Annotated in this window: 14 protein-coding genes; 6 read left to right on the top strand and 8 right to left on the bottom strand. The window is 61.7% G+C overall.

Annotated features, from left to right (window positions below):
* Nucleotides 1–62: 62 nt before the first annotated feature.
* From AC6I97_RS16730 to AC6I97_RS16700, 7 genes are read right to left on the bottom strand one after another with little or no spacing between them, the layout of a single operon-like run.
* Nucleotides 63–1,166 carry a Gfo/Idh/MocA family protein gene (locus tag AC6I97_RS16730; protein ID WP_497945472.1) on the bottom strand — a complete coding sequence of 368 codons (1,104 nt, stop codon included), beginning with the start codon at nt 1,164–1,166 and terminating at the stop codon, nt 63–65.
* Nucleotides 1,151–1,852 carry a ThuA domain-containing protein gene (locus tag AC6I97_RS16725; RefSeq protein ID WP_497945471.1) on the bottom strand — a complete coding sequence of 234 codons (702 nt, stop codon included), beginning with the start codon at nt 1,850–1,852 and terminating at the stop codon, nt 1,151–1,153. Before AC6I97_RS16725 ends, AC6I97_RS16730 begins: the two co-directional genes overlap by 16 nt.
* Before the next feature lie 57 nt (nt 1,853–1,909).
* Nucleotides 1,910–2,914, bottom strand: coding sequence for a sugar phosphate isomerase/epimerase family protein (locus tag AC6I97_RS16720; protein WP_497945470.1), 1,005 nt, complete (start codon nt 2,912–2,914; stop codon nt 1,910–1,912).
* Nucleotides 2,915–2,924: 10 nt separating this feature from the next.
* On the bottom strand, nt 2,925–4,184 hold the full coding sequence (locus AC6I97_RS16715) for a Gfo/Idh/MocA family protein (protein ID WP_497945469.1): 1,260 nt from the start codon (nt 4,182–4,184) through the stop codon (nt 2,925–2,927).
* 42 nt (nt 4,185–4,226) lie between these two features.
* Nucleotides 4,227–5,132: a carbohydrate ABC transporter permease gene (locus tag AC6I97_RS16710; RefSeq protein ID WP_497945468.1), complete on the bottom strand. Its 906-nt coding sequence runs from the start codon at nt 5,130–5,132 to the stop codon at nt 4,227–4,229.
* Between the two features lies 1 nt (nt 5,133).
* Entirely contained in the window at nt 5,134–6,063 is a 930-nt protein-coding gene (locus AC6I97_RS16705) for a carbohydrate ABC transporter permease (protein ID WP_224092251.1), read from the bottom strand.
* Nucleotides 6,060–7,385, bottom strand: a complete 1,326-nt coding sequence (locus tag AC6I97_RS16700; protein WP_224166969.1) for an extracellular solute-binding protein — start codon at nt 7,383–7,385, stop codon at nt 6,060–6,062. The genes AC6I97_RS16705 and AC6I97_RS16700 overlap by 4 nt, the downstream gene beginning before the upstream one ends.
* A gap of 247 nt (nt 7,386–7,632) precedes the next feature.
* Between AC6I97_RS16700 and AC6I97_RS16695 the strand changes: the two genes are divergently transcribed.
* Nucleotides 7,633–8,718 (top strand): LacI family DNA-binding transcriptional regulator, encoded by a 1,086-nt coding sequence (locus tag AC6I97_RS16695; protein ID WP_497945467.1) that lies wholly within the window; start codon nt 7,633–7,635, stop codon nt 8,716–8,718.
* Here the strand turns inward: AC6I97_RS16695 and AC6I97_RS16690 are convergent.
* Entirely contained in the window at nt 8,715–10,202 is a 1,488-nt protein-coding gene (locus AC6I97_RS16690; RefSeq protein WP_497945466.1) for a lipase maturation factor family protein, read from the bottom strand. The two genes, AC6I97_RS16695 and AC6I97_RS16690, sit on opposite strands and share 4 nt — an antisense overlap.
* 92 nt (nt 10,203–10,294) lie before the next feature.
* Between AC6I97_RS16690 and dxr the strand changes: the two genes are divergently transcribed.
* The 5 genes from dxr to AC6I97_RS16665 all read left to right on the top strand — a co-directional run bounded on the left by dxr (nt 10,295) and on the right by AC6I97_RS16665 (nt 15,280).
* On the top strand, nt 10,295–11,479 hold the full coding sequence (dxr, locus tag AC6I97_RS16685) for a 1-deoxy-D-xylulose-5-phosphate reductoisomerase (RefSeq protein ID WP_497945465.1): 1,185 nt from the start codon (nt 10,295–10,297) through the stop codon (nt 11,477–11,479).
* A gap of 45 nt (nt 11,480–11,524) precedes the next feature.
* On the top strand, nt 11,525–12,856 hold the full coding sequence (locus tag AC6I97_RS16680) for a M50 family metallopeptidase (RefSeq protein WP_497945464.1): 1,332 nt from the start codon (nt 11,525–11,527) through the stop codon (nt 12,854–12,856).
* 73 nt (nt 12,857–12,929) lie between these two features.
* Nucleotides 12,930–13,223, top strand: a complete 294-nt coding sequence (locus AC6I97_RS16675; RefSeq protein ID WP_224166974.1) for a YciI family protein — start codon at nt 12,930–12,932, stop codon at nt 13,221–13,223.
* A gap of 49 nt (nt 13,224–13,272) precedes the next feature.
* A complete protein-coding gene (gene ispG, locus AC6I97_RS16670) occupies nt 13,273–14,439 on the top strand; it encodes a flavodoxin-dependent (E)-4-hydroxy-3-methylbut-2-enyl-diphosphate synthase (protein WP_216925300.1) in 1,167 nt (388 codons plus the stop codon).
* The gene (locus tag AC6I97_RS16665; protein ID WP_224167497.1) at nt 14,402–15,280 is read left to right on the top strand and encodes a GNAT family N-acetyltransferase; all 879 of its coding nucleotides are present in this window, start codon (nt 14,402–14,404) and stop codon (nt 15,278–15,280) included. The genes ispG and AC6I97_RS16665 overlap by 38 nt, the downstream gene beginning before the upstream one ends.
* The last annotated feature ends 56 nt before the right edge of the window (nt 15,281–15,336 follow it).

Raw genomic sequence — 15,336 nt, 5'->3', positions numbered from 1 at the left:
TCCACGCGTTCGTGGGAAAACCGAACTGTGGGTTCAACTGTCACCTCGGCGTGCCCTCAGCGCTAGGCGCGTACCGGCGTCGTGAGTTCTGCCAGTTCCACCATGTCCGGACGCTTGACCGTGCTCTGGATGGCTACCGCCTGTCCGGTCTTGGCGGATTCCAGCACAGACTCCATGACCTCAAGGGCATGGAAGGCGAGTTGGCCACCCGCGCGGGGCTCTTGTCCCGCCGGAGTTGCTGACAAATCGGCGATGCCGAAGCCGCGGCCGGCGTCGACGTAACCCGCGGATACGGGGAGGGTTTTCCAGTCGTCGGCTCCCAACTCGAACAACTGCACGTCGCCGTCGAAGTGGTTGGGATCCGGAACAACGAGCGACCCCTTCTCCCCATGGATTTCGATGTTGGGGCTCTTGGTCTTGACGGCGTCGAAGCTCATGAACAGCGTCGATAGGGCGCCGGATGCGTGCACCAGTACACCTGTGACATGGGAATCGATTTCGACCGGCACTTTTTGCCCCTCGCGGGGACCGGAGCCAATGGTTCGTTCGCTGCGCGTGTGGCTGGCCGCGCCCACCACGGACACTATGGGGCCAAGCAGCGTGACCAGAGCGGATACGTAGTAGGGGCCCATGTCCAGCAGCGGACCCCCGCCGGGCTGGTAGTAGAAATCGGGGTTGGGGTGCCAGCGCTCATGCCCGGGCGTTGCCATGGTGGCGGTCGCCGAAACCGGAGCACCGATCAGGCCGTCGTCGATCGCTTTGCGCGCTGTCTGAATGCCGGTACCCAGCACGGTGTCGGGAGCGCAGCCGACAGCCACGCCTGCCGCGGCGGCGGCGTCGAGTACTTGCCGGGCCTCGGCGGTGGTCGCTGCCAGCGGCTTCTCGCCGTACACGGACTTGCCCGCGGCAATGGCCTTGAGCGCGACGTCGGCATGCGCTGCAGGAATGGTCAGGTTCAGGACGAGTTCGACGTCGTCTGCGGCCAGCAGCTCGTCCACCGTCAGAGCACGGACGCCGTCGTAAGAGTCGGCAACTGCTTGCGCCCGGGCGGGATCAAGGTCCGCGACGGCCACGAGGTTGATCGCATCCAGTCTGCGGAAGTTCGTCAGGTACTGGGCGATGATGGCGCCACAGCCAATGATTCCTACATTTAGCGGGATGCCCACAGCATGCCCCTTTCGATGATGGTGCGGACGTTGCTGTCCTGGAGGATTTCGACTCGGTGGCCGGGAGTGGAAACGAAGATTCTTCCCTTGCCCCATTGCCTGGTCCAGATGGCGGGGGAGGTCACTTCACGGTTCCAAGGGTCCCATTCGCGTACTTTTTGCGTAGTGGTCGCCAGGACATCGATGTAGTCGTCGGCCAGAACCCAATACTGCTCGGTGACGAGGTCAAAGTCTGCGATTCCCTGGGTAATGGGATGCTCTGCTGCGGCTGGGAGCATGTTCACCGTGTAGGGAACATAGTTATCTGACTGTTCCCCGGTCCGTTCGTCTTCATGCTTGCCCGGGTGGCAGGCGAACTGGCCCCCGATCAAGTGCAGGTAGTCCGAAGTGTTGCGGTAGGAATCGGCGATCCCGCCATGCCAGCCGGCAAGCCCCGTGCCATTTTCGACGGCGGTGCGGAGCCCCTCGAACTCGTCCTTTTCGATGGTGGACATCGTCATGCACTGCACGATGAGGTCCACTCCGGCCATGTATTCAGCGTCCGCGTAAATTTTGGGGGATTCCTCCACCCTGACCTCATAGCCGTTCTCTTTGAGGAAGGGGAGGAACAGTTCGGTGGCTTCTATCGGCTGGTGTCCGTCCCAGCCGCCCCGAACCACAAGTGCGGTCTTACTCTTGGTTGTCATGTTTTCCTTTGTATTCTTAAACGTCCGGGTGAGTCTGTTGGGTGTTCGTAAGCGGGTTCAGCGGGCGGCGAAGGCGGCATCGAAAGCCGCAGCCGGGGGACGGATGGCAGCCAACCGGCGGACCATGTCCAACGCTTCCGGAGCGCCGATCAGCCGGTCCATTCCGGCGTCTTCCCATTCGATGCTGGTGGGTCCGGCGTACCCGATCGAGTTGAGCATGCGGAAAATGGGTTCCCAGTTCACGTCGCCATGGCCTGCGGTGACGAAGTCCCAGCCGCGGCGGGGATCCGCCCACGGCAGGTGGGATCCAAGGCGGCCGTTGCGTCCGTTGAGTTGGCGTACGGATTCCTTGACATGCACGTGGAAGATCTTGTCCGCGAAGTCCTGGAGGAACATCACGGGGTCAAGGTCCTGCCAGATGAAGTGGGAGGGGTCGAAGTTCAGGCCGAAGTTCTCCCGGTGCCCGATGGCCTCAAGGGTGCGCTTGGCGGTCCAGTAGTCGTAGGCGATCTCCGAAGGATGGACTTCCAAGGCAAACCGGACTCCTACCTCGTCAAAGACATCCAGGATGGGATTCCAACGGTCTGCGAAGTCCTGGTAGCCGCGCTCGATCATGGCTTCGGAAGCCGGCGGGAACATTGCGACGCACTTCCATATGGACGAGCCCGTGAACCCCGTGACGGTCTTGACGCCAAGCTTTGCCGCCGCAAGAGCAGTGGTCTTCATGGCTTCAGCGGCACGCTGTCGGACGCCCTCAGGACCGCCGTCGCCCCACACGTCCGGTGCCAGGATGTCCCGGTGACGTTCATCGATGGGGTCATCGCAAACTGCCTGCCCGGTGAGGTGGTTGGCGATCGCGTGGACCGATAGGTGGTGCTTCTCCAGGATGTCCAGCCTGCCTTGAAGATACGCGTCGTCCTCGACGATGCGCTGCGGGTCCAGATGGTCGCCCCAGCAGGCTATCTCCAGGCCGTCAAAGCCCCAATCGCCAGCCAGGCGCGCTACTTCCTCAAACGGCAGGTCGGCCCACTGGCCGGTAAAAAGGGTGATGGGTCGGGTCATGTTGGTCCTCTCAGACGTTCTGCCAGCGGCTCGCGTTGCCCGCGCTCGCCTCAACGGCGGCCAGCACCTTTTGAACCTGCAAGGCATCAGCAAACGACGGCGAGGGCTGCTCCCCAGCGCCGATGGCATTCACCAGGTCCACCACCTGGTGGGTGAATCCGTGCTCGTAGCCAAGACCGTGCCCGGTGGGCCACCAATTGCCTGTGTACGGATGGGACGGTTCGGTGACAATGATCTTCCGGAATCCGGCGTCAGGTTCCAGCGCCGAATCGTAGACCTGTAGCGAGTTCATGTCCTCGAAGTCGAAAGCCAGCGAGCCCTTGGTCCCGTTGAGCTCCAGGCGCATGGCGTTCTTGCGGCCAAGGGCAAAGCGAGTGGCTTCGAAGATGCCGATGGGCCCTGCCATAGTGCTGGAACCAGTGCCGGAAGGAGTCCCGTCGGCGGTGCCTTCCGTGGCGGTGGTGGCGGCAGCGCCGTCGTCGTGCTTTCCGGCAAAACGGGCGGTGAACAGCGCGGCGTCGTCCACCGTGACCGGGCCCTTGGGAGCGTCCGAACCGCCGCGGCCACCGAGGCCCACGAAGTCACCGCCCACAGGCCGTTCCTTCACGAAGGTTTCCAGCAGTGCCGAGACCCCGGTGATTGTGGAACCCGTGATCCACTGCGCGGCGTCAATGCTGTGGGCACCGATATCGCCAAGGGAACCGGAGCCGGACTTGGACTTGTCCAGGCGCCACGTGAGCGGCGCATCCGCGTCACTGAGCCAGTCCTGCAGGTATTGCGCCCGGACGTGGCGGATATCGCCCAGGCGCCCTTCCTCCACCATCCGCTTTGCCAACGCCAACGCGGGAGTGCGGCGGTAGCTGAAGCCGCACATGGACAGCACGCCGCGCTCTGCTGCCGCCTGGGCGACGGCTGTCATTTTCTCCGCCTCTTCCACTGAATTGGCCAGTGGCTTTTCGCAGAGCACGTGCTTGCCCGCTTCCAAGGCGGCGATGGCGATCTCGGCATGCGTGTTTCCGGGGGTGCAGATATCGATGAGGTCAATATCATCGCGCTCGATCAGCCGGCGCCAGTCGGTTTCCACGGAATCCCAACCGTACTTGCGTGCCGCAGCACGGACACCTTCTTCGTTGCGGCCGGCGACGGCAGCCAATTCCGGGGCGAGCGGAAGGTCGAAGAACCGCGGAGCAGTCCGCCAAGCGTGGGAGTGGGCGGCACCCATGAAGGCGTAGCCCACCATGCCCACGCGCAGGGGTTTCGGTTCTGACATGTGAAAGTCCTTTCTTGTCTGAATTCGCACCTGGGGCAGCTGCTATTTGCTGAAGCCTGCGGTGAGGCCACTGACCAGCTGACGGCGTCCAAGGACGTAAATCACCAGGATTGGCAGGGTGCTCAGGACGACAGAGGCCAGTACGGCGGGGATGTTGACGCTGAACTCGCCTTGGAAAGTCCACAGTCCCAAGGGGAGGACACGGAGTCCGGGGCTTTGGGTGAGCACCAAGGGCAGCAGGAATCCGTTCCAGACATGCAAGCCGTTGTAAATTGCCACGGTTACTATCGCCGGGCGGGTCAAGGGCAGCGCCAACCTCCACATCGTCTGCCAATCACTGCAGCCGTCCAGGCGCATTGACTCGAACAATTCGTTCGGCACATCGCGGATGAAGTTGGACAGGATCAGGACCGTCAACGGAATGGCGAACGCTACGGAGGGAAGCATGATGGCAAGGAGGCTGTCATACAGATTCAGCCGGATGATCATCAGGTAGATCGGAATGATGGTTGCCTGGAGCGGAATCGCCAGGCCCATCAGGAACATGCCGTTGACAAACTTCAGGTACCGGCCGCGACCACGAACGATCGCGAAGGCAGCCATGAAGGAGATCAACACCGTGGGGATCACGGAGCCAAGTGTGACGATCACGCTGTTCATGAAGTACGTCGTGAAGTTGGCCTCGAGAACCAGTTGATAGTTCTCCAACGTAGGAGCCGTAGGGAGGGCCAGCGGATTCTGCCCAAAGTACCCTTCGGAGGTCTTCAGGCTGGTGATGACGATGTAGTAGATCGGCACAATGATGATGGCCAGCCATATCCAACCGCCAAGGCCTCCGGGAAGGTTCAGCCGCCTGACCCGTGAACCGAGGCTCTGCTTGGCCTTCATGGAATGGCCCGGGGGAGTGGCCGGAGCGGTTTTCGAATCGCTTTGAAGGACAGTGCTCACCTTACAAACCTTCCAATTGGCTGCCCTGCTTGTCCTTGCCTCCAAGGCGCTGGAGGAACAAGGCAAGGACAAGGCCTATAACGACGAGGATGACGGCGATGACACTTGCCGGGCCCATCAGGTTCGCGCGGAAGCCGCGCAAGTACATGTCCAGGGCCAGGATGCGGGTGGAATTACCCGGCCCGCCACCGGTGAGGACGAAGATGAGGTCGAAGTATGTCAGCGATCCTACGACCATCAGGGTGGACGAGGTGATGATGGTGTATTTCAACTGTGGAAGCGTGATGTGGAAGAACTGCTTAATGATTCCCGCACCATCGATCTGTGCTGCCTCGTACAGTGATTTGGGGATTTGCCGGACGCCACCTTGGTAGATGAGTGTGTGGAAGGGCACGAACTGCCAGGCGATCACGAAGATGACCAGGCCCAATGCCAACTGCGGGACGCCCAGCCAGTCCTGGGCCAGGATGGGTAATCCCAGTCCCATGGCCAGGCCAAAGTTAGGGTCCAACAGTGCCTTGTATGCGATGGCAACTGCCGCGGAGGAGAGGAGAAGCGGCAAGAAGTACAACACTGCCAAGGCAGCCCTGTAACGCTGTGTACCTGCCGTGAAGACTCCCAGGAGAAGGCTGATGGGAGTCTGAACCAGCCAGGAGACAATCATGATCAGGAAAGTCAGGCCCAGTGCGTTGTACAGTCCGGGGTCGGTGAGTACTGAGGACCAGTTCTCCAGGCCGGCCGCTCCGATGGCGCCGATGCCGTCCCAGTTGGCGAAGCTCAGCACCAGGACACCTACCAGCGGCACGAGCGCAAACACCACGAAGAAGATCAAAGCCGGCACTGTCAGCCAGGCGAGTGCGGATTTTTGCTGCCCGGCCTGCTCGACTTTCCGCGATCCAGTGGCAGCCCTGTGAGTGGTTGTTGAACTCATTTGCCCAGGGTGGCATTCATGTTCTCGGCGAACTGCTGTGGCGTGATCGACTTGAGGAACAGTTGGTCGATGTTGTTGAGCAGGGCCTCGGCCGCGGTCGGGCTCAGGGCTTGATCCCAGGACTGCTGGAAGTTCGGGGCGTTCTTGGCCATGTCATAGACGAAGTTCAGGAAGTCCTTGTCCGGCGACGTTGCGAGCTTGTCTTCAATTCCGTTGACGATCGGGACCGATCCGGAATTGATGTAGGCGTCGATGACCGTATCCGTCATGATGCCGTCCTTGAAGAACTTCTTGGCCGTTTCCTTTTCTTTGTCGGTGGCCTTGGCCGAAATCGACATGTACTGGGCAGGGTTGCCTACGCCATTCTTAGGATCTCCCTTGCCTCCCGGGATGGTCGGGAAGGTGACGAAGCCCAGTTTTCCGTTCTGGACGAAGTTCTGGCCTTCCTTCTTCATAGGTCCGTAGACCCAGGAACCTTGAAGCAACATGGCGGCTTTGCCGGTGAACAACAGCGCCTGGTCTGCCTTCGAATCTGCCGTGATGGAGGAGAAGCCCTTGATGAAGCCGTCGGCGGATACCAGTTCCTGGATCCTGGTTCCCGTTTCGATCACGGCCGGATCCATCCAGGCGTTGGGCTTGCCTTCGAAGATCGCCTTGAACACCTCGGCCCCTCCGATGCGGTCCAGCAGGTATTCCAGCCACATCATCGAGGTCCAGCGGGATTGACCGCCCAAGGAGAACGGAGCTACGCCCATGTCGTTGAAGGTCTTGACCAATGACATGACGTCATCCCAGGTCTTGGGTGGCTGGACCCCGGCCTTTTCAAAGAGCTCTTTGTTGTAGAACAGGACAACAGGGGCCACGTACTGGTTGGGGAGGGCGTAGATCTTGCCGTTGACGGTGGCTGCACCGAACGAAGCGGGGAAGAACTTGTTTTTCAGGTCCGGGTTGGCCTCGAACCAGCTGGTCAGGTCTTCCACCTGGTTGGCCTCGGCGTAGGTCTTCAACGTTCCGCCGCCCCATCCATAAACAATGGTTGGGGCCTGGCCGGCGCCGATCGCGGTTTTGATCTTCGTCTTGTAAGCATCGTTCTGGAAGTACGTCACAGCAATCTTGTTGTCGGGATTCGACGAACCAAAAGCATCGACGGCCTTCTGGATGGTGGTCTGGTTCGGCTCACCGGAGAGGAACCACATGCTGGCTCCTCCTCCGCTCGCGCTGCCCGGTCCGGACGTACCGCAGGCACTGGTTGCCATGACTGCGAATGGTGTAACTGCCGCCAGAGCCAGAAAAGAACGCCGTGATGATTGGAACTGCTTCATTGCTTCTCCATGTGTAGTCGCCTCGTTGGGCACTGCGTGCCCATCTCCCAAAGGAGTGACCGTGTCTCGAAAAATACCGAAATATTTCGCGAATGCTGTTTAGGTCACGGTCTAAACTAAAGTGCATTCGATCACACGTCAAGGCTTACTTCAGCGACGAGTCGCCTGCAGTTGCGGCGGTCTTGAGCTTTCCGCGGGCATCCCGCATACTCGAACCAAGCCGAAATATTTCGAAAGCAGGGGGACTATGAAACGCGAGCAACGTCCGCTCAAACTCACACTGGCTGCCGTGGCCAAAGAGGTGGGGGTTTCAGCGCCTACGGTTTCCAAGGTGGTGAACGGCAGGGAGGACGTGGCCGAGGAAACCCGGGCGCGCGTGCTTGAGGCCTTGCAACGAACCGGATACAAGTCGCCCCTCCAACGCAAAAGCCTTCCGCTCCGGCAGTCGGTTGAAGTGGTTTTCGACTCCCTGAACTCGGCCTACTCCGTGGAAGTCCTCAACGGGGTGATGGAGCATGCGGCGGTCTCGGACATGGAGGTCATCCTCTCGGTGACCAGCAGGCAAACAGCGTCACCCTTGGGACCCGAGGAGCGGGCCCAACGCATCATCGACGAAGGCCGCAGCGGAATGATCGTGGTCACTTCCGCCTTTGGCTCCGCACAGCTGGAAGCGTTCCAACGCCGCCGGATCCCCATCGTGGTGGTGGACCCCCTCAACCCGCCGCCGGCAGACGTCTTCAGCGTTGGCGCAAGCAACTGGGCCGGAGGCAAGGCCGCGGCTACCCATCTGCTCGGGTTGGGACACCGCAAAATCGCCTATATAGGCGGACCTGCCACGGCTGAATGCAGCCAGGCGCGGCTACACGGCTACATGGCGGCACTCATGGCAGAGGGCATTGCCGTGGACGACGACTATGTCTCCTCCGGCCCGTTCCGGCCCGAGAACGGTGTGCGGGGCATGAAGGCCCTGCTTGCACTTGAGGATCCGCCCACGGCAGTATTCGCTGGAAGTGACAGCATCGCGCTGGGTGTCCTGGCAGAAGCGCGAAGGCAGAACATCCGGATCCCGGAGGACATGAGCCTCGTCGGTTTCGACGGCACACACCAAGCGGAAGAATCCGTTCCACCCCTGACGTCCGTGTCACAGCCATTGCAGGAGATGGGCCGCTCTGCCCTGCGGTTCATCCTGCGCCAGGTCCGTGGCGAGGACATCGACTCCCGCCGCGTGGAGCTGGCAACGCATCTGGTGGTCCGTGAGTCCACAGCACCACCGCCTGCGTCCCACGCCAAATCCGCGCAGGCCAAGCCCGCATCCCAGGCCAGACAACACTAAAGGAGCCGCCGCCGTCGAGGCGTAAGGGAGACCGGCGGAATGGCGTCATACAGGAACACCCGAACCCAACGCCCACCCGTTTCACGGAACTCCTCACGGCCGGCGAAACGGTAAAGATAGCTGCGCGCACGCACCCAACGTGGGCGTTCGCCGTCGAACGGGTCATGGCGAAGCAGGCCAAGCGTGGGCTTGTCTGCCTCCAACAGCTTCTCCAGGAAGGCGTAGAACCACCCTTCGTGGACGGTCCGCAGGGGCAGGAACCACATGAGCCAATCAAGCCTGAGGTGGTATGGCGCCCACTGCCGCGGGAGGCGGCGCACGTCCCCGGGTTTGCCTTTGAAGCCGTACTCCAGCCACTGCTCGTCAGCTGCATCGGGCTCTTCAGCCAGGGTGCCTTCGACGACGATCTCGATCCGCTGCTTCGTCACCGTACCGAACGCACCATAGGCATTGACGAGGCGCCAGCGGTTGAAGCTCGCATTCATGAGTTGCTGGCGCGAGAACAGGTTCACAAGCGGCCGGTAACTCAGGACCAGCAACAGGAGCGTCACCGCAAGTACGACGACGAACCACCACGCCGGGGTTTCGGCACCTGCATGCCACTCGAGCGGGATGACGGGAAGAACCGCATGCGCCACCGGATCACTCACTGCAGCGAAGGCGAGGACGATTGCCATCCAGTTCAGCCAGGCAAAATTGCCGCTGCCCACCAACCAAAGCTGCGTCACGACGATGATTCCTGCCGCGATACTGGCCAGCGGTTGCGGCGCGAACAGGAAGAACGGAACCACCAACTGCGCGAAGTGGTTTCCCACCACTTCCACTTTGTGCAGGGGGCGGGGGAGGAGATGGAACTGCCGGCTCAGCGGCCCGGGCATCGGCTGCGTCTCGTGGTGGTAGAGCATCGCGGTGAGGTCGCGCCACTCTCGGCCGCCCCTGATTTTGATCATTCCCGCGCCGAACTCGAGCCGGAACACCAGCCAAACAATCAGGACCAGGATGGTGGTGGGCGGTGGAACCTGGTCCGAGCCAAGGAAAGCTACGGTGAAACCGGCTTCCAGCAGCAGGATCTCCCAGCCAAAGCCATAGAACGTCTGGCCCACATTCACGATCGACATGTACAGGAACCAGAGGCTGAGGAACGCCAGCATCGGCAGCCACGGTGGCCCCAGCTGCGGCATGCCCAACACCAGCAAGGCCGAGACGGCAATTCCCACCCAACAGACAGCACGGAGCAGGGCATCCGAGTACCGCCACGAGAAGAGAGTGGGCCGGGCCAGACGGCGTGCCATGTCAAGGAATGAAGGGACGGGAAGCAGGCCGTGCTCGCCAAGGAGTGCAGGAAACTGGTTCATTGTGGAGAGGAACGCAACCAGATAAAGGGCGGCAGTTCCGCGTTGCAATACCTGGCGCGCAAATTCGTAGTCCTGCGCGTCAAACCAGTCCTGCGCGTCAAACCAGGCCAGCCACTCCACAAATTCCACGTTACGCCCGGGAAAGAAGTGGTCAAGCAGGGTTTTCCACTTAGCCCGAGGCTCCGTTCGCAGCCTTCTGCACGTGCTGGGATACTTAAGCAATGCAGCCGCGCAAGATCGTCATCCTCGGGTCCACCGGTTCCATCGGCACACAGGCGATTGACGTCGTCGACGGCGCCCCGCACCTTTTCGAAGTTGTGGCACTGAGCGCCGGCGGCGGGAACCTGGAATTGCTTGCCCATCAAGCTGTGCACACGCGGGCGCAGGCAATCGGCATTGCCCAGGGCGATCCGGAAGCATTGCAGAACCTGATTGACGCCGCCGCGGCCCGAAGCGGCCTGCGCAACTTTGCACCGGAAATTTTCGTTGGACCCGGCGCGTCCACCCGCATCGCAGAAGTGGAATGCGACGTCGTTCTCAACGGCATCACCGGTTCCATTGGCCTTGCGCCAACCCTGGCCGCGCTGGCATCCGGTGCCACCTTGGCGCTCGCCAATAAAGAGTCGCTGATTGTCGGTGGTGCCCTGGTGAAAGCAGCTGCCGGACCCGGCCAGATTGTGCCTGTCGATTCCGAACATTCGGCCATCGCCCAATGCCTGCGTTCGGGTACTGAGCAGGAGGTCGAGAAGTTGATTCTCACGGCGTCCGGCGGACCTTTCCGTGGCCGCAGCCGCGAGCAGCTGCACGATGTCACACCCGCTGAGGCCCTCGCGCACCCAACATGGGATATGGGCCTCATGGTCACCACCAACTCTGCGAGCCTGGTCAACAAGGGCCTTGAAGTGATCGAGGCACATCTGCTCTTCGACGTACCCCTGGACAGGATCGACGTCGTGGTCCATCCGCAGTCGGTGGTCCACTCGATGGTCCAGTTCGTGGATGGGTCCATCATCGCCCAGGCGTCGCCGCCTGACATGCGGCTTCCCATTGCCTTGGGCCTGGGCTGGCCCGGGAGGGTTCCACGGGCTGCACAGCCATGCGACTGGACCCAAGCCACAAGTTGGACGTTCGAACCACTGGACTCAGTTGCGTTTCCGGCCGTGGAGCTCGCCAAGGGGGCAGCGAAGCAGGGCAGCACCTATCCTGCCGTCTTCAACGCGGCCAACGAGGAAGCCGTGGAGGCTTTCCACGCCGGCCGCATCCGCTTCACGGACATCGTGGACACAGTGGAGTCCGTCCTCAGCGAACATTCAGGTTCTTCGGAGCTTACGGTGGAGTCCGTGCTGGATGCTGAGAGCTGGGCACGCACGCGCACCCATGATCGTTTAGCCAACAGCTCCGTATAGCAGAGATACCGTTTAAGAAACCCCTATGGAAGCAGTCCCGTCGGCATGAGTCCCGTCCTTCTTTTCATCCTCGGAGTCGTCTTCGTCGCCATTGGCGTCGCAGTGTCCATCGCTTTGCACGAGGTTGGCCACCTGGTCCCCGCGAAGCTCTTTAAGGTGCGCGTGACCAAGTACATGATTGGTTTCGGGCCCACTTTGTGGTCCAGGAAGAAGGGCGAAACGGAGTACGGCTTCAAGGCCCTTCCTTTGGGCGGCTATGTGGCCATGATCGGCATGTACCCGCCCAACAAAGAAGATGGCGGGGTACGTCCCTCCAGCACGGGCATGTTCCAGACGCTTGCCAGCGAAGCCCGTTCCCTCGCCCACGAAGAAGTTGGGCCCGGGGACGAAGGCAGGGTCTTTTACAAGCTTCCGGTCTGGAAGAAGGTCATCGTCATGCTCGGCGGTCCGGCCATGAACATGCTGATCGGTTTGGTTCTCCTTGCCATCCTGCTCATGGGTTTTGGCGTTGCCACGCCCACCACAACCATCGCGGACGTCTCAAAGTGCCAGGTGGCTGCGGGGAAAACGGTGGACCCGGACTCGGCGGACTGCAAGCCAACACCTGCTGCGGCTGCCGGGCTGCAGCCGAACGACGTCGTCAAGACTTTCGACGGCAAGGCTGTCACCAGCTGGGATGAACTCACCGGCTGGATCCGGGCCTCCGCCGGCAAACCAGTACCCGTCACCGTCGAGCGCAACGGCTCGGAAGTTTCCACCACAGTTACTCCAGTTTTGTCCTCGCGGCCGGTTGTGGGTGCCGATGGACGCCAGGAGCAGGACGCCAACGGCACGCTGAAGTACCAGGAGGTGGGCTTCCTGGGAATCGGCCCGCAGAGCGCCTTGGTTCCCCAGCCGGCGTCGTCGGTTCTTCCCATGGCGGGGGAGAACATCAAGCAGATATCCGGAGTGATCCTTAACCTGCCCGCCCGTGTGGTTGGTGTGGCGAAGGCCGCCTTCAGCGAGGAACCCCGGGATCCCAACGGCCCCATCAGTGTGGTTGGCGTCGGCCGTGTGGCCGGCGAGGTTGCTGCGATGGAAGAGGTCCCCCTCCAGGCGCGTATTGGAACGTTGGTAGGGCTGCTTGCGGGCCTGAACTTCGCGCTGGCCATCTTCAACCTTGTGCCCCTGCTGCCTCTCGACGGCGGCCACGTGGCGGGTGCCCTGTATGAGGGGGCCCGGCGCCAGGTGGCCAGGCTGAGGGGAAAGCCGGATCCGGGTGCGTTCGATATCGCAAAGCTCCTTCCCGCCACGTATGTGGTGGCCGCGCTGCTGATGGCCATGGGAGCCCTGCTGATTTACGCGGACATCGTCAAGCCAGTGAATATCTTTGGCTGAGATTCCCGCAGGGACCACTCAGTGGGCTGGAATGGATGGCGGATCATCGGACGCGGCGGGATAGGCTAGCTCCATGACTGTTTTCGCTGTTGAGTATGTATACGTCGCCGAATCCGGCGCCCTCCGCGACGAAGCCCGCCCGGCGCACCGCGCCTGGCTCGGCGACCTCGCAGAGGACGGCACCCTGCTTGCCAGCGGCCCCTACGGTGACGGCGCCGGCGCCCTGCTCATCTTCAAGTCGGCTGATGAAGCCGAACTCAACGACCTCCTGAAGCAGGATCCGTTCGCCGAAGCCGGAGTCATAGCCGGCATCCGCACCACGGAATGGGACCCCATTATCGGCGTCCTGGCTGCCCACGCATCCTAGCTCCCGCGTCCTCCACCACAACGATCCACCCCAAACCCAAGGAGTCCACGTGACCTCGGTCAGCCTGGGAATGCCAGCAGCCCCACCCCCCGTCCTTGCCCCTCGCCGCAAGACGCGGCAGATCAAGGTTGGGTCCGTTGGCGTTGGTTCTGATTCACCCATCAGCGTGCAGTCCATGACTACGACGCCCACCACGGATATCAACGCCACGCTTCAACAGATCGCTGAACTGACGGCCTCCGGCTGCGACATCGTCCGTGTTGCCTGTCCGTCAGCCGACGACGCCGAGGCGTTGCCAATCATTGCCCGCAAATCCCAGATCCCCGTGATCGCCGATATCCACTTCCAGCCGAAGTACGTTTTCGCGGCCATTGAAGCGGGCTGCGCAGCGGTCCGTGTGAACCCCGGCAATATCCGGAAGTTCGATGACCAGGTCAAGGAAATCGCCGCAGCCGCGAAAGACCATGGGACGTCCATCCGCATTGGCGTCAACGCCGGCTCCCTGGAACCGGGCATCATGAAGAAGTACGGCAAGGCCACCCCTGAAGCGCTGGTGGAGTCTGCGGTCTGGGAAGCCTCGCTCTTCGAGGAGCACGGTTTCCACGACTTCAAGATCTCCGTGAAGCACAACGACCCCGTGATCATGGTGGCCGCCTACGAGATGCTCGCCGAAAAGGGCGACTGGCCCCTGCACCTTGGCGTGACTGAAGCGGGTCCGGCCTTCCAGGGAACCATCAAGTCCGCAACTGCTTTCGGGGCTTTGCTGTCCCGCGGGATCGGCGACACGATCCGCGTTTCCCTCTCGGCGCCGCCCGTGGAGGAAATCAAGGTTGGCAACCAGATCCTGCAGTCATTGAACCTGCGTCCGCGTAAGCTTGAGATTGTGTCCTGCCCGTCCTGTGGCCGTGCCCAGGTGGACGTGTACACGTTGGCTGAGCAAGTAACCGCCGGCCTTGAGGGGATGGAAATCCCCCTCCGCGTTGCCGTCATGGGTTGTGTGGTCAACGGTCCGGGCGAAGCCCGCGAAGCGGACCTCGGTGTGGCCTCCGGAAACGGTAAAGGCCAGATTTTCGTGAAGGGCGAAGTCATCAAGACAGTGCCTGAAAGCGAAATTGTTGAGACACTGATCGAAGAGGCCATGCGTATCGCTGAAGAGATGGGGGAGGCCGATGGCGAAGATGCTGTCAAGGGTAGCCCCGTGGTTAGCGTCTCGTAACGAGACAGGCCTGGGGGTCAGGGTGCTCGGCAGTGCCGACACCTTGGCCCTTCGCGCGCTTGCGAGCGAAGATCCCGTTGCCAACGTCTTCATCCTGGCGCATCTGGACAGCGTGGGAACGGCAGCGCCCACCAGCGGCGGCGCCAGCGTCTTTGGCGTGTTCGACGACGACACCCTCCTTGGAGCCTGTTGGGCCGGGGCCAATCTGGTCCCGGTGCAACTCGACCCCGGGCTGACCGGATATGTGGCTACGGCGGCCCACCAGTCCGGCAGGCGGTACGCCTCCATCTTCGGGCCGGCGGAAACAGTGCTGGCGCTTTACTCCCGCTTTGAGCAGTTGGGCCACTTCGCGCACGAAGTCCGTTCCAGGCAGCCCCTCTTGACCATTTCCGGTGGCCCGGCCATCGAAGCCAATCCCTTGCTGACCTTCGGCACGATGGCGGACTTCGAACGCATTCTGCCTGCCTGCGCCGCCATGTTCGAAGAAGAAGTTGGCTATTCGCCCTTCCTGGGAGGCCAGGACTTCTACAGCAGGCGCGTTGCGGGGCTCATCCGCCAAGGGCATTCCCTGGTCCACATCGACGCTGCCGGGACAGTTGTCTTCAAGGCAGAGTTGGGTGCAGTTACCCAGGACGTCACGCAGGTCCAGGGCGTATGGATGAATCCGGACATGCGTGGACACCACCAGAGCGCCGGCTACATGGCCGCCGTCGTAAATCTCTCACGTACCTTTGCGCCAGTAACGAGCCTGTACGTCAATGACTACAACGCCAAAGCGCGCGCCACCTACGAAAGAGTCGGCTTCGAGCAAGTCGGTACATTCGCAACGGTCTTGTTCTAGCAGGCAATCCAAGTAGCAGCTGATGCCGTTTTGGCGGCTCTAAACGGCATCAGCTG

This window comes from Arthrobacter sp. TmtSoilC48 (assembly GCF_059739425.1).
The sequence above is the reverse complement of the archived record's forward strand: the minus strand, read 5'-3'. Positions and strand labels throughout refer to the sequence as shown.